General features: G+C 36.6%; 17 protein-coding genes. 11 read left to right on the top strand and 6 right to left on the bottom strand.

Annotated elements, in window-relative coordinates; all coding sequences use genetic code 11:
* The first annotated feature begins 24 nt into the window (after positions 1-24).
* The 3 genes from pdxH to ruvB all read left to right on the top strand — a co-directional run bounded on the left by pdxH (position 25) and on the right by ruvB (position 3,173).
* Complete coding sequence (gene pdxH, locus ACZZZW_RS13795; protein ID WP_463494154.1) at positions 25-675, top strand: pyridoxamine 5'-phosphate oxidase; 651 nt, start codon at positions 25-27, stop codon at positions 673-675.
* A 550-nt stretch (positions 676-1,225) separates the two neighbouring features.
* Complete coding sequence (locus ACZZZW_RS13790; RefSeq protein WP_463494152.1) at positions 1,226-2,080, top strand: 3-hydroxyacyl-CoA dehydrogenase family protein; 855 nt, start codon at positions 1,226-1,228, stop codon at positions 2,078-2,080.
* A gap of 70 nt (positions 2,081-2,150) precedes the next feature.
* Complete coding sequence (gene ruvB / locus ACZZZW_RS13785) at positions 2,151-3,173, top strand: Holliday junction branch migration DNA helicase RuvB (RefSeq protein WP_055911838.1); 1,023 nt, start codon at positions 2,151-2,153, stop codon at positions 3,171-3,173.
* A gap of 139 nt (positions 3,174-3,312) precedes the next feature.
* Here ruvB and ACZZZW_RS13780 read toward each other — a convergent pair whose 3' ends face one another.
* Positions 3,313-3,696 carry a GxxExxY protein gene (locus ACZZZW_RS13780; RefSeq protein ID WP_463494149.1) on the bottom strand — a complete coding sequence of 128 codons (384 nt, stop codon included), beginning with the start codon at positions 3,694-3,696 and terminating at the stop codon, positions 3,313-3,315.
* 123 nt (positions 3,697-3,819) lie between these two features.
* On the opposite strand from ACZZZW_RS13780, the gene ACZZZW_RS13775 reads away from it, so the two are divergent.
* A complete protein-coding gene (locus tag ACZZZW_RS13775; RefSeq protein ID WP_055912022.1) occupies positions 3,820-5,328 on the top strand; it encodes a bifunctional GNAT family N-acetyltransferase/carbon-nitrogen hydrolase family protein in 1,509 nt (502 codons plus the stop codon).
* A 63-nt stretch (positions 5,329-5,391) separates the two neighbouring features.
* On the opposite strand, the gene ACZZZW_RS13770 is transcribed toward ACZZZW_RS13775, so the two are convergent.
* A complete protein-coding gene (locus ACZZZW_RS13770; RefSeq protein WP_055911843.1) occupies positions 5,392-5,598 on the bottom strand; it encodes a hypothetical protein in 207 nt (68 codons plus the stop codon).
* Between the two features lie 137 nt (positions 5,599-5,735).
* Between ACZZZW_RS13770 and queG the strand changes: the two genes are divergently transcribed.
* The 3 genes from queG to ACZZZW_RS13755 are packed head-to-tail and all read left to right on the top strand — an operon-like array spanning position 5,736 to position 7,285.
* Positions 5,736-6,671 carry a tRNA epoxyqueuosine(34) reductase QueG gene (gene queG, locus ACZZZW_RS13765; protein ID WP_463494147.1) on the top strand — a complete coding sequence of 312 codons (936 nt, stop codon included), beginning with the start codon at positions 5,736-5,738 and terminating at the stop codon, positions 6,669-6,671.
* Between the two features lie 27 nt (positions 6,672-6,698).
* Entirely contained in the window at positions 6,699-6,902 is a 204-nt protein-coding gene (vapB, locus tag ACZZZW_RS13760) for a type II toxin-antitoxin system VapB family antitoxin (RefSeq protein WP_463494145.1), read from the top strand.
* The gene (locus tag ACZZZW_RS13755; RefSeq protein WP_463494143.1) at positions 6,902-7,285 is read left to right on the top strand and encodes a type II toxin-antitoxin system VapC family toxin; all 384 of its coding nucleotides are present in this window, start codon (positions 6,902-6,904) and stop codon (positions 7,283-7,285) included. Before vapB ends, ACZZZW_RS13755 begins: the two co-directional genes overlap by 1 nt.
* 62 nt (positions 7,286-7,347) lie before the next feature.
* Here ACZZZW_RS13755 and ACZZZW_RS13750 read toward each other — a convergent pair whose 3' ends face one another.
* Both ACZZZW_RS13750 and ACZZZW_RS13745 read right to left on the bottom strand, forming a co-directional pair.
* Positions 7,348-9,141 (bottom strand): M1 family metallopeptidase, encoded by a 1,794-nt coding sequence (locus tag ACZZZW_RS13750; RefSeq protein WP_463494141.1) that lies wholly within the window; start codon positions 9,139-9,141, stop codon positions 7,348-7,350.
* Positions 9,142-9,308: 167 nt separating this feature from the next.
* Positions 9,309-10,262: an exonuclease domain-containing protein gene (locus tag ACZZZW_RS13745; RefSeq protein ID WP_463494139.1), complete on the bottom strand. Its 954-nt coding sequence runs from the start codon at positions 10,260-10,262 to the stop codon at positions 9,309-9,311.
* A 184-nt stretch (positions 10,263-10,446) separates the two neighbouring features.
* On the opposite strand from ACZZZW_RS13745, the gene ACZZZW_RS13740 reads away from it, so the two are divergent.
* The 3 genes from ACZZZW_RS13740 to ACZZZW_RS13730 are packed head-to-tail and all read left to right on the top strand — an operon-like array spanning position 10,447 to position 14,324.
* Entirely contained in the window at positions 10,447-12,420 is a 1,974-nt protein-coding gene (locus ACZZZW_RS13740) for a DUF3857 domain-containing protein (protein ID WP_463494137.1), read from the top strand.
* Positions 12,421-13,791: a DUF3857 domain-containing protein gene (locus ACZZZW_RS13735; RefSeq protein ID WP_463494136.1), complete on the top strand. Its 1,371-nt coding sequence runs from the start codon at positions 12,421-12,423 to the stop codon at positions 13,789-13,791.
* 47 nt (positions 13,792-13,838) lie between these two features.
* Positions 13,839-14,324: a hypothetical protein gene (locus tag ACZZZW_RS13730; RefSeq protein WP_463494134.1), complete on the top strand. Its 486-nt coding sequence runs from the start codon at positions 13,839-13,841 to the stop codon at positions 14,322-14,324.
* A 221-nt stretch (positions 14,325-14,545) separates the two neighbouring features.
* Here ACZZZW_RS13730 and ACZZZW_RS13725 read toward each other — a convergent pair whose 3' ends face one another.
* Positions 14,546-15,994 carry an SDR family oxidoreductase gene (locus tag ACZZZW_RS13725; protein WP_463494133.1) on the bottom strand — a complete coding sequence of 483 codons (1,449 nt, stop codon included), beginning with the start codon at positions 15,992-15,994 and terminating at the stop codon, positions 14,546-14,548.
* 214 nt (positions 15,995-16,208) lie between these two features.
* Here ACZZZW_RS13725 and ACZZZW_RS13720 point away from each other — a divergent pair, with 214 nt between their 5' ends.
* The gene (locus tag ACZZZW_RS13720) at positions 16,209-16,994 is read left to right on the top strand and encodes a murein L,D-transpeptidase catalytic domain family protein (RefSeq protein WP_463494132.1); all 786 of its coding nucleotides are present in this window, start codon (positions 16,209-16,211) and stop codon (positions 16,992-16,994) included.
* Here ACZZZW_RS13720 and ACZZZW_RS13715 read toward each other — a convergent pair.
* Positions 16,991-17,434, bottom strand: coding sequence for a hypothetical protein (locus tag ACZZZW_RS13715; RefSeq protein WP_463494130.1), 444 nt, complete (start codon positions 17,432-17,434; stop codon positions 16,991-16,993). The two genes, ACZZZW_RS13720 and ACZZZW_RS13715, sit on opposite strands and share 4 nt — an antisense overlap.
* Positions 17,435-17,491: the final 57 nt, after the last annotated feature.

The following is a 17,491-nucleotide window of genomic DNA, read 5'->3' as shown; positions in this document are numbered from 1 at the left end:
GTAAAAGATGCCTATTTTTGTTAAATGCAAGTTACAAATGAATTTCTACAAAACCTGCGCCAAGATTACAAAAGCGCTTCGCTAGATGAATCTGACGTTGATCAAGACCCAATTGCCCAGTTTAAAAAGTGGTTTCAGCATGCTGTTGATGCTCAGATATACGAACCGAATGTAATGACTTTGGCTACGGCTGATAAAACTGGCCGACCAGATGCCCGCATCGTTTTACTTAAAGGTGTTGATACAGATGGCTTTAGATTTTTCACCAATTATCTGAGCGCAAAAGGAAAAGAATTAAAGCGCAATCCATATGCGGCTCTGGTATTTTTCTGGCCAGAATTAGAAAGACAGGTTAGAATTGAGGGAACAGTAGAAAAACTGGATAAAGAAACCTCAGAAACGTATTTTAACACCAGGCCAATTGCCAGTCAGATTGGTGCAGTAGCTTCACCTCAAAGTCAGATTATTCCAAACAGAGGGTTTTTGGAAGAAAAATTCGAAGCGTTAAAAGCCAAAAGCAATGATGATGGTATACCTAAACCTGCACACTGGGGTGGTTATATCGTAAAACCTACACGAATAGAATTTTGGCAAGGAAGAAGAAGCAGATTGCACGATAGGATAAATTTCGAAAAAGTTAAAGGAATCTGGACCAAAACCAGATTAGCTCCTTAAGGGGTTGATAAAATAAATAGAGATCTGCTATCCAGCAAGATCTCTATTTTAACTAATCATTAACTAACCTAAATTGACTAGGAAGTACCTTTATAAAAACGTCTTCATTTTCTAAAAATGTCGACGGTTATTTTCTATATTTTAAAGCAATTTAATTCTGTTTTTGTTTTTCTTAATAGCTTAAAAACCCTTAAAAAAGACATTAAAATGAAGTAATATCCATGTATATCTACTTTCCGTCAATACAATAGTTACCTTAAAAGGTTAACATTTTATTTAATAAATTTTAAGTTTATTTTTTGTTAATCAGCATTTTAAAAGCTTATAAGGCAATAAAAAATTATTGTATTAAAGGTCATTTTCATCCTGTAATCTTCATTCCCAATATGATAGAAAACTGATGGTGAAAATTTTTGATTAAATTAAAAATTAATACAAAAACATTCAAAAATCATCATCATATCAGTTAATCAAGCTTGAATTTTTAATTATAATGATTGATGGAACTCGGCTTCAAATAAGTAAATTCGCTTTTTAAATCCTTTAAAAGATGAAACAAATTGCAGTAATCGGATCTGGTACAATGGGAAATGGCATAGCCCATACTTTTGCGCAATTCAATTACCAGGTAAACTTGATTGATATCAATCAAACTGCGCTGGATAAGGCTTTACAAACCATTATAAAAAATCTAGACAGGCAGGTTACTAAAGGATCCTTAACCGAAGCCCAAAAAGCAGCAACAATTGATAACATTACAACATATACATCAATAAAAGATGGCATTCAAAATGCTGATTTAATTGTAGAAGCAGCCACGGAGAATGTAGATTTAAAATTGAATATTTTTAAAGAATTAGATCAATTTGCTCCCGCTCATGCCATTCTTGCTTCCAATACGTCTTCTATTTCCATCACTCAAATTGCTGCTGTAACCAATCGGGGCGATAAAGTAATCGGAATGCATTTTATGAATCCCGTTCCGGTGATGAAACTGGTAGAAGTAATCCGTGGTTATGCCACAAGCGATGAAACAACGAATACCATCATGTCGCTATCACAAAGCCTTGAAAAAGTTCCTGTAGAAGTAAATGATTATCCTGGTTTTGTAGCCAACCGCATTTTAATGCCGATGATTAACGAAGCCATTTATACATTATATGAAGGTGTTGCCGGGGTTTATGAAATTGATACGGTGATGAAACTCGGAATGGCACACCCAATGGGACCGCTTCAATTGGCAGATTTTATTGGTTTAGATGTTTGCTTAGCAATTTTAAAAGTTTTGAACGATGGTTTTGGTAATCCTAAATATGCGCCATGCCCTTTACTGGTAAATATGGTAGCTGCTGGTAAAAAAGGTGCTAAAACCGGCGAAGGCTTTTATAAATATAAGGTCGGCTGAAAAGATCTGGTGGTTTCTGATAAATTTAAAAAATCCTAATTTTTTTAGCATTTAATTTTATATTTGCTGTATGAATGAGAATCTGGATCCTGAAGCAAGCAACCTTACCCCTACCGATCGTGATATTGAAAGGGTTTTAAGGCCACAGGCTTTTGAAGATTTTACCGGACAGGAAAAAGTGATGGAAAACCTGAAGATTTTTGTTCAGGCGGCAAAACTTCGTGGCGAAGCTTTAGATCATGTGCTTTTACATGGTCCTCCGGGATTAGGTAAAACTACACTTTCTCATATTATTGCCAATGAAATGGCAACTGGTATTAAGGTAACTTCGGGTCCTGTTTTAGATAAACCCGGCGATTTGGCTGGTTTGTTAACCGGGCTTGATGAAGGTGATATTCTATTTATAGACGAAATTCACCGCCTATCTCCTTTGGTTGAAGAATACCTCTATTCGGCCATGGAAGATTTTAAGATCGATATTATGCTCGAAACCGGACCAAATGCCCGCTCAGTTCAAATATCGCTCAATCCTTTTACATTAGTTGGTGCCACCACCCGATCTGGATTATTAACTGCACCTTTGAGGGCCCGTTTTGGGATCAATGCCAGGTTAGCTTATTATGATGCCAAATTACTGACAACGATTGTTTTACGTTCTTCGGAAATATTAAAAACTCCAATCAGTGATGAAGGAGCTTACGAAATTGCCCGCCGTAGCCGTGGTACACCCCGTATAGCCAACGCACTTTTACGGAGAACGAGGGATTTTGCCCAAATTAAAGGAAACGGAAATATTGACACCGAAATAGCCCGCTATGCTTTAGATGCCTTAAATGTAGATGAACATGGCCTCGATGAAATGGACAACAGAATTCTGGTAACCATTATCGATAAATTTAAAGGTGGCCCGGTGGGATTAAAAACCATTGCAACTGCTGTTGGAGAAGATGAAGGAACTATTGAAGAGGTTTATGAGCCATTTTTGATTCAGGAAGGATACATTATGCGCACTTCAAGAGGAAGAGAAGTTACCGAGGCAGCCTATAAACATTTGAAAAAGAATTTTCCAGGGCAAACCGGAAAGTTGTTTTAACATCAATATTTTTCCCACAGATTAACTCAGATAAAAAACACAGATCATCAAAGATAGAACATGTAGGATACTGATAAAAAAATATTTTCAATCTGCGGCCCTGATCTGCTAAATCTGTGGGAAAAGTGCCACAAGGTATTTAAAGATCTAATCGGTTAGCTTTTCTGAAAATACTATCCGCGATATTATCCGTATTAAAATTGACTAATATACCTAATTTATAATCTGACAACTTTAAATAAGTTAGCAATTGCTTATGATGAACGTTCATAATAAACTCCACTGATTTCAGTTCAATAACTACCTTATTTTCTACCAAAAGATCTAATCTATATCCAACATCGACTGTAATTTCCTCATAGTGCATAGGTAATGAAACCTGCCTTTTCACAAGTAATCCAGCCTTTTCTATTTCATATTTTAAGGCAGCTTCATAAGCAGATTCGAGTAAGCCTGGTCCAAGTGCATTATAAACTCTAAAAATACTTCCCCGAATGATGTATGATATTTCATTTTCCGTCATTATCTAAATATAATAATTTATTCTAAAAAGGAATATATTAAATCCCGGAACAGAAAACCTGTTTAACAGATTTAAAAAAACATTAAGGCAACTTTTATGTTCAATAATTACAAATCAAACATTATGAATATTGAATTACGTAAGCTAACGCTCGAAGATTACGCAGACCTTAAAGAATCTATGCTCCAGGCATACGACAGCATGGGTGGTTCCATCTGGCCAAAATCAAGTATCGCAAAATTAGTTAATATTTTTCCTGAAGGACAGCTTTGTATTGCTGTTGATGATAAAGTAGTAGCCTGTTCGTTAGCCATTATTGTTGAATATGATGAATATGGCGACAGGCACACCTATAAACTCATTACTGGCGATTACTCGTTTTCCACACACGATCCGAACGGAGATACACTTTATGGCATCGAAATTTTCGTTCACCCCGAGTTTCGCGGTTTGCGTTTAGGAAGAAGGTTATATGAAGCCCGGAAAGAACTTTGCGAAAGCCTGAATTTAAAAAGTATTATTGCCGGAGGTAGAATTCCAGGTTACCACGAATATGCTGAAAAACTTAGTCCGCGACAATATATCGATAAGGTTAAATCCAAAGAAATTTACGATCCTACGCTAACTTTCCAAATTTCCAATGACTTTCACGTAAGAAAGGTATTGAAAAACTATTTACCCGGCGATAAAGAATCAAAAGAATATGCCACCTTAATTGAGTGGAACAATATTTATTACCAGGGTATAGATGCTTCAGCACGATCAGCAATGACCATCCGGTTAGGATTGGTGCAATGGGAAATGCGTTTATTCCCGAATATGGAAGCATTTTATGAGCAGGTAGAATTTTTTGTTGATGCGTTGAGCGGTTACAAATCAGATTTTGTAATGTTTCCGGAGCTATTTAACACGCCATTACTGCAACCTTACAATCACTTACCAGAAATTGAGGCCATGCGCAAACTCGCCGAAAAAACTGAAGAGATTGTACAAAAAATGCATGAATATTCACTGAGTTACAATACAAATATCATTACAGGTAGTATGCCGCTTATTGAGGATGGCAAGCTTTATAATGCAACCTACCTTTGCCACCGCACCGGCAAAATAGATGAGTACAGAAAAATACACATTACGCCAAATGAACAGAAATATTATGGCATGATTGGAGGCGATAAAGTACAGGTTTTTGATACTGACTGTGGTAAAGTGGGTATTTTAATCTGCTATGATGTAGAATTTCCGGAGTTAAGCCGCATTTATGCCGATCAAGGCATGCAGATTCTGTTTGTTCCGTTTTTAACTGATACACAGAACGGTTATACTCGCGTTCGCCATTGTGCACAGGCAAGAGCAATTGAAAATGAATGCTACGTGGCCATTGCAGGCTGTGTAGGTAATTTACCAAAGGTAAATAATATGGATATTCAATTTGCGCAATCTGCCGTGTTTACACCTTCCGATTTTGCGTTTCCAACCAATGCAATAAAAGCAGAAGCTACGCCGAACACAGAAATGGTGCTGGTAGTGGATGTTGATTTGCACTTACTGGACGAACTTCATCATTACGGAACAGTAAAAGTGCTTAAAGACCGCCGAAAAGATCTTTACCAGGTTAAACTTTTAAAATAACAAGCCATAAAAAATGCCGGTCAAATTAATGAGCCGGCATTTTCATTTTAAATCTAAAGCTAATTATTTTCTCATCACAAACCAGATAATCAGACCAATAATAACTGCTATTGGCAATACCCATTTTAAGGCTTGTCCCGCACCGTTTTCGTCTTTTTCCGTTACAGCAGGCTTTGCTGGTCCTGGATCTTGTTTATGACTTTCGTAATCTTTTTCAATCGGTTTAGGAGCTTCTCCTGATTCCGTATGTTGCGGATCTATATTTTCCATAGCTAATACTCTAAAAGTTCTCCATTCCAGTTGTTATGCCATTCTGGATGAACCATAATCAATTAATTTAGTTTCAGTATTTAGAACAAGCGATTAATGAAAATGTTTTAAATCCTAAGCCTTATCTTTGCAGTTAGGTGTATAACAATTCTGCAAAATATAGCCAATTGATCAAAGATGAAGCCTTGCGTTTGGGCTTTATGGCCTGTGGCATTTCGAAAGCTGAATTTCTTGAAGAAGAAGCACCGAGGCTTGAAAACTGGCTGAACCAAAACCGACATGGCGAAATGAAGTACATGGAAAATTATTTCGATAAACGCCTCGATCCAAGGTTACTGGTAGATGGGGCAAAATCGGTAATTTCCTTATCATTAAACTATTACACCAACGAAAAGCAATCAGATCCGGATGCACCGAAAATATCAAAATATGCTTACGGACAAGATTATCATACTGTAATTAAAGAGAAACTGAAGGAACTCACTCATTTTATTGAAGAAAACATTGGAGAGGTTTCTGGAAGGGCCTTTGTAGATTCTGCACCGGTTTTAGACCGTGCCTGGGCAAAAAGATCGGGTATTGGCTGGATTGGTAAAAATTCCAACTTAATCAGTAAAACCGATGGTTCATTTTTTTTCCTTGCTGAATTAATTGTTGACCTAGAATTGGATTATGATCATCCTTACCAGGCTGATTATTGTGGAAGCTGCACCCGCTGTTTGGATGCCTGCCCTACTGATGCAATTATTGCCCCGCAAGTTGTTGACGGTACGAAATGTATTTCTTACCTCACCATTGAGCTTAAAAATGAGATTCCGAACGAATTTAAGGAGAAGATGAGCAATTGGATGTTCGGTTGCGATATTTGTCAGGATGTTTGCCCATGGAACCGGTTTTCAAAAGTTCATAACGAAAACGCCTTTAAACCTGAAAATGGATTACTGGATTTGAATGCAAATGATTTAACAGAAATTACAGATGATGTTTTCAAAAAAGTGTTTAAGGGATCAGCTGTGAAACGCACCAAATTTGCAGGATTAAAAAGAAATATTGATTTTTTGAAGCCAGAATAATGAAAAATCTTTGCTACATTTGATATTATGACTGATATTCAATTATATACAAAATTAGCAGACCTACCTACAGAATTAAAAAAAAGGGTATCAGATTATATTGATTCTTTATTAGCCAAGGAGAAATCAAATACTAAACAAAACCATAGAGTAGCCGGATTAGGGAAGGGTTTAATTACCATTAAAAATAATTTTAACGATCCGATCGAAGGTTTTGAGAATTACATTTAATGAATTTATTGCTTGATACGCACATTGTAATTTGGTTTATCACGAATGACACCAAACTCTCAAAAAAAATTAAAAGCCTGATCGAAGATCCCAACAACAAATGCGTTGTCAGTTTAGCATCATACTGGGAATTATCAATTAAATATGCGCTTGGCAGATTACAATTAAACTCAACGATAGAAGAAATATTTGATATAATTGAAAAAAGTGGCTTTGATATATTGCCCATTACAATGAGCCATATTATTCAGCTTTCTAAGCTAGATCATTTCCATAATGATCCTTTTGATAGATTAATGATATCGCAGTCCCTAACCGAAAAATTGTATATGGTAAGTTGCGATAACTACTTCCCTGCGTATAAAATTAAACTTATTAATTAAGCAATAGTAAATGTTTAAGAAAGGAAGCCAAGCTTTTAAAAACTCAACTTCCTCAAATCATTCTAATTTACAGAGAAACTATTATCGCTTTTTACTTTATCTGGCGTGTGCGGATTGCCCATTACCACTTTTGATAACTTTTTAGTGGTTTTTATTTCAATCTTAACCTGTTGATTTCCTTTTTCCCAAACACCAATAGTACTGTGGTTATTTTCTGTAGATCCATCTTTATAAGTTAAAGTTAAATCGATTGGCAAAGGCTTTATGCTTTTATTTTCGATTATAATTGTATAACCATCAGAAGTTTTATCGACTGATTTTATGGCCATATCGGTTACACCGCCCTCAAAAAACCAGGCTTTCCAAAACCAATTCAGGTTTTTTCCACTACCCTCGTTTATACTGTTGAAAAAATCGTACGGCATTGGGTGCTTGCCATTCCAGTTTTTAATATAAGTATGCAAAGCTTTGGTGAATAATTCATCACCCAGATAATCCTTAACAAAAAGATAAGCCAAACCAGGTTTTGGATAAGAGTTGGTAAATGATCCCGATCCTTTTAAATCAGGAGTTAAGGTCATAATTGGTGTATCATCTTTGCCTCCAGATGAGGATGCTGTAGGTTGAACGCCATACTCATCTACAATAGTAGAATCGATCATTGGCGAGATCAACCACTCGCCTATTGTTGCCCAACCTTCGTCCATCCATCCATATTTGGTTTCATTTATACCCATATAAAAAGGAAACATGGTATGAAAAATTTCATGATCTGTTAAGGTAATCGCATCTACGCGATTATCTACTGGATTATCATTTACCATCATTGGATATTCCATTTGGTCTAACCCATCAAATATAGTTTCGTGGTTATAAGGAAAAGGCCATTTCGGAAAGGTGTAACTCATTGATTCTACTGTTTTACGGGCAAAATCGATTACTTCATAATAATCTTTATGTTTTGGATTAAAAACAGCATCAACACGGGTTCTTCTTTTCGTTTTTGGATCAACAACCAAACTGCTCGATTTCCATAAATAATGGTCGCTAAGGGCAAAAACAAAATCCGTTACATTTTTCGCTTCGAACTTAAAGGTATTAAAAGCATTGGGCTGCGTTACTTTTTTATCTGCCAGGTTTTTATCCGTGATTACATCTACCACAGCATCATTTTTTTCGGCAGAAAGCATTCTCGAAACAACATCTTTCTGGAAAACTTCTGCAGGATTTTTCAAATCTCCGGTAGCCCAAACTCCATATCCACCGGGTACCGTTATCGAAGCATTAAATTGATCAAAATCATTGTAAAACTCTTCGGCACCAGTATAAGGAAATTTGTTCCATCCATCAACATCATCATAAACTGCAATACGGGGAAAAAAGTAGGCCACAAAATGTGAACCTTCATCTACCTGACCGGTACGCATATGCGAACCCTTGTTAAGGGTATAATTGTAATCTATTGAAAAACTAATGGTTTTACCAGGCAATACTGCTGCAACGTTAACAGTCATATTGGTTCCATCTATTTTAAAATCGGTTATTGCTTTGCCGTTGGCAAGCAATTTTTCTATCGCAACACCTTCACCAAGATCAGATTCTGCAAATTTTGATTTCCGAGGTGTTCCTTTTTTGTAGAGATTCGGATAAAGTTTAAACCAGATCTCTTTAAGCGTATCAGGACTGTTATTTGTATAGGTTACCTGTACTTTTCCCTTCAACAACCTGCTGGTAGGATTAAAATTTACATTCAGATCGTACTTAGAGCTATTTTGCCAATAGTTTTTACCAGGTTTGCCATTGGCACTTCTGGTTTCCTTTTGATAGGTTTTCTGAAATTCAGATGCTATAGGCAACGTTGTTTGCGCGTTTAAACAAAACGCACTTAATATTAATAAACTAAATATTGGTAAGGATTTCATTTTTCTTAGCATAGCGCTTAACGCATGGCGCCTGGCGGTTAATTTATACAAGTAAACATTAACAGTAACCGATTAAGCAGCTTAAACAGTTAATCAAATATTTATTTACCAAACTTCATTTTCAATTGTTCCAACATATCCGTATTAATCGGCTCTGCAGGTTTTTCTTTTTTGGGTTGAGGTTTTGGCTGGTATGGAGGTTTATTTGCAGGTGCAGGATTTTGTGGTTTTGCAGCTCTGTTTTCGTTTTTCTTGGCATTGAATTTTGCCCATTCTTCATCTAATTTCTTCTTCGTATATAAAGGGAAATCACCATTTTTCATCCATGCATAATAACTTGGCTCTACACTAAATACCTGATGAGTGGTTTTGCCCTTATGCTTTCCAAAATTAAAACACACCTGATCGTTATCATCGTAAACCAAACGGCCGGCAAAATCTACCGGTTTATTAATATTGGTAAAAATATGCAAGGCATCCACATCATTTACAACCGGAATGCTTTTAACACCTTGTTTGCTTTCAAATTCAGTTTCTTTGTACATTTCCAACTGGCCGAGTAAAACTTTATAAGTTGCAATTACATCAGCTTCTGCAGCGTGGGCGTTAATTAAATCTTCCTGGCAATAAAACTTATAGGCCGCTTTTAAAGTACGCTGTTCCATCTGATGGAAAATGTTCTGTACATCAACAAATTTGCGGTTGGCCATATCAAAATCCACCTCAGCCCTTAAAAATTCTTCTAAAAGCATCGGGATATCGAATTTATTGGAATTATAGCCCGCCAGATCACTTTCGCCAATAAATTCGGCAATTTCTACCGCCAAAGCTTTAAATGTTGGCTCATTGGCAATGTCTTCATCATAAATACCGTGAATTAACGAAGTTTGCAAAGGAATCGGCATTTCAGGATTTACACGCCAGGTTTTAACAATTTCAGAACCATCCGGCATGGCTTTTAAAATCGCAATTTCTACAATTCTATCTGCTCCAACATTTATTCCAGTAGCTTCTAAATCAAAAAATGCTAAAGGGCGCTTTAAATTTAATTTCATTTCTTATGATGTGAGATTGGCGACATTAGATTTGTATCGGAATGTCAAATTCATTTTTTTCAAAAGTGCTAAAAAGGTTTCATTAGTTCTCTAAAACAACTTTATTAATTTCTAAATTTAATTGTCAAATTATTTCTGAATGTTAGTTTGTAGGGTTAAATTGCACCAATTTATTATCGCTCAAATGAATAAAACCTTAACTTTACTATTTCTCTTATTTTTATCGCTGGCTGCTCAGGCACAAAATTTCAACTACGGAGCCATTACTTACGACGATTACGAATTCGACAGGAAAAAATTAGATAGTAACGCCAATGCTATTGTGCTAAAAGAATTCGGTACGGCTTCCATCCAAAGGGATGACAATACAGGAAGTATGGAACTGATTTTTGAACACCATGTAAAAATCAAAATTTATAATAAAGAAGGTTTTAAAGAGGCCAATATTATTATTCCTACGTATAAAGACGATACCCGCGAAGAAACAATCAGCGAGTTAAAAGCTTCTACCTTTAATTATATCCAAAATAATTTTGTAGAAACGGTGATGGATAAAAAAGCCGTTTTTACCGAAAACCGCTCTAAATATACCAGGCTTACCAAATTTACCCTTCCCAACCTTAAAGAAGGTTCTATTATCGAATATAGTTATAAACTGAGGTCGCCAAATATGTTTAACTTTAAAACCTGGGAGTTCCAAAGTGATATACCCAAGGTAGTGAGCGAATACCTAGTTTACATCCCCGGAATTTACAATTACAATGTTTCTTTAAGGGGATTTCAGAAACTTACTGATCAAAAAGTAGAATTGAGCAAGGAATGTCTGCGTTTATCTGGCACGGCAATAGATTGTTCGAAAATTACTTACCAGATGAAAGATATTCCTGCATTTATTGAGGAAGATAACATGACCGCGCCCAGCAATTTTAAATCAGCCATTTATTTTGAGCTTTCTGATGTTCAGAGTTTAAATGGAAGCAAAACTTCATATACCAAAACATGGAAAGATGTTGATTATGAATTATCAACTGATAAATCATTAGGGGCGCAGATGAAAAGAAAGGATGTTTTTAAAGATCTTATCCCGGTAATTACGAAAGGAAGCAATGATGATCTGGAGAAAGCAAAAGCCATATTTAATTACATTAAAAAGCAGATTAAGTGGGATAATTATTACGGAAAATACGCTGTAGACAATATTAAAAAAGCACTCGAAAACCGATCTGGTAATGTTGCGGATATCAATCTGAATTTAATCGCAGCCCTCTCAGCAGCCAATTTAGATGCCGAAGGGGTGATTCTCTCTACCCGCGACAATGGAACTGTAAATAAACTTTATCCGGTAATAAGTGATTTTAATTACCTTGTTGCTAAAGTAAATATCGGCGATAAAAGTTACCTTTTAGATGCCACTGAGCCACTCCTACCCTTTGGTTTACTGCCATTGAGGTGTATTAATGATCAGGGCAGGGTAATTAACCTGAAAAAACCTTCTTACTGGATTGATTTAACAGCAAGTCAGAAAACTGTTAGCAGTTACATTCTGATCGGAAAAATGACCCCGGAAGGAAAAATTCTAGGTACTTTGACTACCCATACACTGGGATATGCAGCATACAATAAAAGAAAAGATATTTTGCGTTATAATTCTGTAGATGAATATGTAGAAAAGTTAGACGAGCGCTTAACAAGAATTAAAATACTTGAACATAGTATAATAAATATTGATAGTGTAGAACATCCGCTTACAGAAAAATACGAAGTAGAATTTACGGTAACTGATGGCTCAAACGCCAATCAATTCTATTTAAGTCCGTTTTTTATTAATACCATTTCTAAAAATCCATTTAATTTAAATGAGCGCACCTACCCTGTAGATTTAGGCGCGGCCTCAGACGAACGCATCATTATCAATGTTACTTTACCCGAAAAATACCAGCTGATAGAAAAACCAAAAGATATGGCCATTGGCTTACCAAATGCCGGCGGAAAATATATACTAAATACAAATTTAGAAGACAATACCATTTCTATGAACCAGGTTTTGCAATTTAACAATGCAATTTACCAACCAGAAGAATATTTGTTTTTGAAAGAATTTTACAGCAAAATTATTCAGAACCAGAAAACAGAATTTTTATTAAAAAAGGCAAATTAAATGAAATTTTTATTCAGTGCGGCTTTCCTGCTTTTGGTATCGGTTTCTGGCTTTGCGCAAGATAATTATGATGTCGATTTAATTCCTGCCAATTTACGTAACCGGGCTAATGCATGTATCCGAAATGAGGAAACTACCGTTGATATGCGTTCTCCGGATAATGTAATGCTGAACGTTAAAAAGGCAATTACTGTTTTTAATCAAAACGGCGATGAAGAAGCACGTTTAGTGCTTTATTACGATAAAAACATAGCAATTAAGGGGATAAAAGGTGAAGTTTACAATAGCGTAGGCAAGCTCACCAATAAATTCTCCCAAAACGATTTTTCTGATATGAGCGCTGCTGATGGATTTTCGCTTTTTGTTGATAGCCGTGTAAAACACTATCTGCCAGCTGTAAACCAATATCCCTACACCATCGTTTACAATTACGAAATCAGAAACAAACAAAACCTCATTATACCCGATTGGAACCCAAAACCGGCAGATGATGTTTCTGTTGAAAAGAGCACTTATACTTTTGTTTGTAAACCTGCAGACCAGGTAAGAATAAAAACGCAGAATTATAGCGGAACTCCTGAGGTTACAACTGATGAGAAGCAAAAAAAAACCATTTGGAAAGCAAATAACATATTAGCAGTTAGAACTGAACCTTATAGCCCATCGCACGAAACGTATAACACGAGTATACAGATTGCCCCTCAGGATTTTTATTACTACAACCATAAAGGCACTTATACCAATTGGCAGGAACTGGGCAAATGGATTTATGATGATTTGTTAAGAGAACGCAAATCGCTGCCGCCTACCACAATACAAACCATAAAAGACCTGGTTAAGAACGAAAAAACTGAAAAAGATAAAGCCCGCAAAATTTATCAGTACCTACAGGATAAAACGCGATACATCAGCGTTCAGATTGGTATTGGTGGTTTTCAGCCTATTGCTGCCGGCGAAGTAGACCAACTTGGTTATGGAGATTGTAAGGCATTGGTAAATTACATGCAAAGTTTACTTAATGCGGCAGATATAGATTCTTATTATTGCGTGGTAGAAGCCGGCTCTGAGAAGAAAAGCATGGACCCAAAATATGCCAGTATGGTACAAGGGAATCACATTATTTTATGCATGCCGTTAAAGGGCGATACCACCTGGTTGGAATGCACCAGTCAGAAAATACCCTTTGGCTTTTTAAGCGACTTTACCGATGATAGATTGGTACTGGCCTGTACCGCAGATGGCGGAAAATTATTACATACCCCAAAATTAACCACTGCCGAAAACCTGCAAAAACGCAATGCCGACTTAATTATACAAAAAGATGGAAGTATTGCCGGACAAATGAAAACGGTTTATGCAGGTTCTCAATAGATAACCAGGAATCACTGATCGGAAAATCCATAACGGAACAGCATAAGTTGTTAAAAGAAACTTACAACATTGATAATATTGATTTTGAAAAGGTTTCTTTAGCGCAGAAAAAAGAAATAAACCCTAAATTGATAGAAGATATTTCCATCAACATCAGGAATTACGCACCTGTAAACGGAAATAAAATGTTTTTGCAGCCCAATGTTTTCAATGTTAAAAGATCAATACCTGAAATGAGGAACAGAACTTTACCTGTTTACATTAACCGTGGCTACACTGATGAAGATACCATTATTTATACCCTTCCTGATAATGTTAATACCGCACTAATTACACCCCAGGATAAACATTTTAAGAGTGCATTTGGCGAATATGTTTGCAAAGCAGCTGTTAACGGAAATAAACTAACCTATTACCGCAAACTGGTTTTAAATGATGGCACATTCCCTGCTGATCAGTATACCGAATTTTCGAAATTTATTAACGATGTTAATGCCTCAGATTATTTAAAATTAGCACTTAGCTTGAAATAATTACTACTTTAAAAAAAACGCAAGAAACACATTTGTGCTATTTTTGTGGGGGGAAAATGGGTTTAGCTTAAAAAAATGATCCCTAATCCGATTCCAATAATCATAATTAGGTACATTAGAATTTCTGTAGAGGCAAATCTTTTGTATTTGGTCCAGAATGAGTAATCATTTTCTTCGTTTGGCATTTTTATATTCTATTCGGCAAAAATAAGCAAATAGATTTAATTACCCGGTTTGTAAGTTGTAATCTCTTTAGCCATACCTTTAAAAAGCACAATGTGAAATGGCCACATGGCATACCAGTACATCCTGCCCCATAAGCCCTTAGGCCTGAAAGTTGCGATTTGCGATAAAAATGATTTGCCATGAAATTCTACCAGTTTAAGCTCCAGCCATGCTTCGCCTGGTACTTTCATTTCGGCATATAACAATAATCTTTTACTTTTTCTATCTGCCAGCAATACCCGCCAAAAATCCAGCACATCACCTGCCTGAAGATCAATGTTACTAGTTCTTCCCCTCCGCGTGCCAACGCCACCGAACATTTTATCCAAAAACCCGCGCAATTGCCAAAGCCAATCCATAAAATACCATCCCCTGCTGCCGCCAATGCTCCAAATATTCTCGAAAACTTCTTCAGCTTTGCGCTCAAATGGCATTTTTACTTTATACTGCAAGGTTCCGTTTTGGGGAACCTTAATCTGATCCATAAAATTAGAGTTCAGGTAACCGCGGTTTAAAGCATCTTTCCAGCTGGAAACGATAGAATTCTGATCGATTTTTTCGAAGGCCAGGTGCAGGGATTCTGCATATGTTAAACATTTCCGTGGCACCACTTGCTCAATGCGGTTATCCTTACACACCACTTCATTCTTCATGCTATCAACCAAACTCCTCGCCAGTGAATAAGGTACTGGGGTAATCATGTTTAACCATAACGATGATAATCTTGGTGTTAAAACCGGAACAGTGATAATCCATCTTTTCAGTCCGCGTTCCCTGGCATAACCTAAAAGCATTTCACGATAAGTAAGAATATCAGGTCCACCAATATCAAAGGTTTGATTATAAGCTTTATCATTGTGCAATACCCCTATTAAATACGCCAAAACATCGCGGATACCAATTGGCTGACAACGGGTTTCTACCCACTTGGGCGTAATCATGAAAGGTATCTTTTCAGTTAAATCCCTAATAATTTCGAATGAAGCACTACCAGAACCAATAATAATGGCCGCCCTTAAAATTGTACAGGCCTTTCCTGATGATTTAAGTTCTTCTTCTACGGCGAGTCTCGAACCCAAGTGTTTAGATAAATGTTCGTCGTTCGCTATACCCGTTAAATAAATAATCTGCTTACAGTTTGTTTTCTGAATGGCTGCTGAAAAATTCTCAGAAGAAGCTTTTTCCATATCAGAAAAACCAGTTTGACTGGATGACATAGAATGTACCAGGTAATAGGCTGCATCAATATCTTCAGGAATTTCATTTAACGTATCTGCTTGCAGTAAATCGCCGGTAATAATTTTAACATGATCACTCAATTCAGATTCAGCAATAAACCTACGCTTATCGCGCACCATACAAACAATTTCATGCGATTCCTCGAGCAGCAAAGGAATTAGCCTTGTACCGATGTAACCATTTGCACCGGTTAATAGAATTTTCATAACGCCTGGTTTTCCTATGATAACACGTAAAGAAATGCTTTGTTAGAATAAATAACGGAATAAAACTAAAATCATATTCCAAAAAGCTATACTATTAAAGCTAAGTCATTAAATTGTAAAAACAATTTGTATTTTTAGCACTACAAACCAACTTGGGCAACATAATGCCCAATCGAACGTATAAATTACTCAACATCAAAATAAACCATACTGAATGAAGAAATACACCCTGGGCATTGCTGCGATTTTATTAGTGGGTATGAGCATTGTCGGAACAAGTTGGAAAGCCGTGGAGCATCCAAACACTCAACAAGAAGCAGTTAAAAATATTGCTGCAGACAGTATTTACAATCAATACATTTTAAATATATACCATGAAGTTCATCTGGATTCGGCAGGGTTAAGTGAACAGGTTTTTGAAAAGGCACTTACCGGATTTTACAACATGAAATATTCGGGCTTAGTGAGTGCCAAGTCCATTTTAACCATTGCGGATTTTGATCAGGAAAGCTGCAAAAAACGTTTGTACATTATCGATCTGGAGAATAAAAAACTCCTGTTAAACACTTGGGTAGCTCATGGGCTGAATAGCGGTGGAGATAAACCTTCATCATTTTCGAACAACATCAATTCCAACCAAAGCAGCTTGGGGTTTTACTTAACCGGCGAAATTTATTATGGCAAACATGGCCGTTCGCTCAAATTAGATGGTATGGATCAGGGTTTTAACAGCAACGCCAGAGAGCGGGCCATTGTGGTACATGGTGCAAGTTATGTGAGTCAGCAAAGTATTGATCAGTTGGGCAGACTGGGCCGAAGCCAGGGGTGTCCGGCCGTGCCTGCTAAACTGGCCGATAAGGTAATCAATACGATATCAGATCATACGGTACTCTTCATTAATAAATCAGATCAGCAATATAATTCGGCATTTTTAAATGAAACACTTGCAGCCAGCGTAGCCTTAAACAAGGAACAGATTTTTGCTGCACAGATGGATTAATAAGCTTTAATGTTTCTTGAATTAAGGTTTTTGGGTAAAATGGCAATAAAAAGCGATTTGCTGCCTGCAAGTAAATCCCAAACCCAGCGGTTGCTATCTACCGATTTCTCTCCGCAATCTACCACTTCGGCACGCGTGAGCAGTTTTTTAACCAAATTCTGAATCCATTTAATGCGAACTATGCGGTTAAACGATAAGCCAAGGTAATCGCAATATACATGCACCAATATCTCTACAATGAGCGAATTATTTGAGATATCCAGTTCTTTACCAAAATGTTGTGCGTAATCGGCTTTAATTGTATCCACCATCAGTTCAAAGCGTGTATTTGCCTTACCATCAAGGTAGGCCCAAAGTGATGCATTACTGTACACACGGATGAGCTGAGGTTCAATACCGACTTTAATATGATAACCTGCTAATTCGTAAACTTTATCCATTCATTTAATAACCAATTGTTGCTGTTAGATTGATCTACTACCGATTTGTTAGTCAAT

The organism is Pedobacter sp. AC379 (genome assembly GCF_979258145.1).
This window is presented reverse-complemented; position numbering and strand designations above follow the sequence as displayed.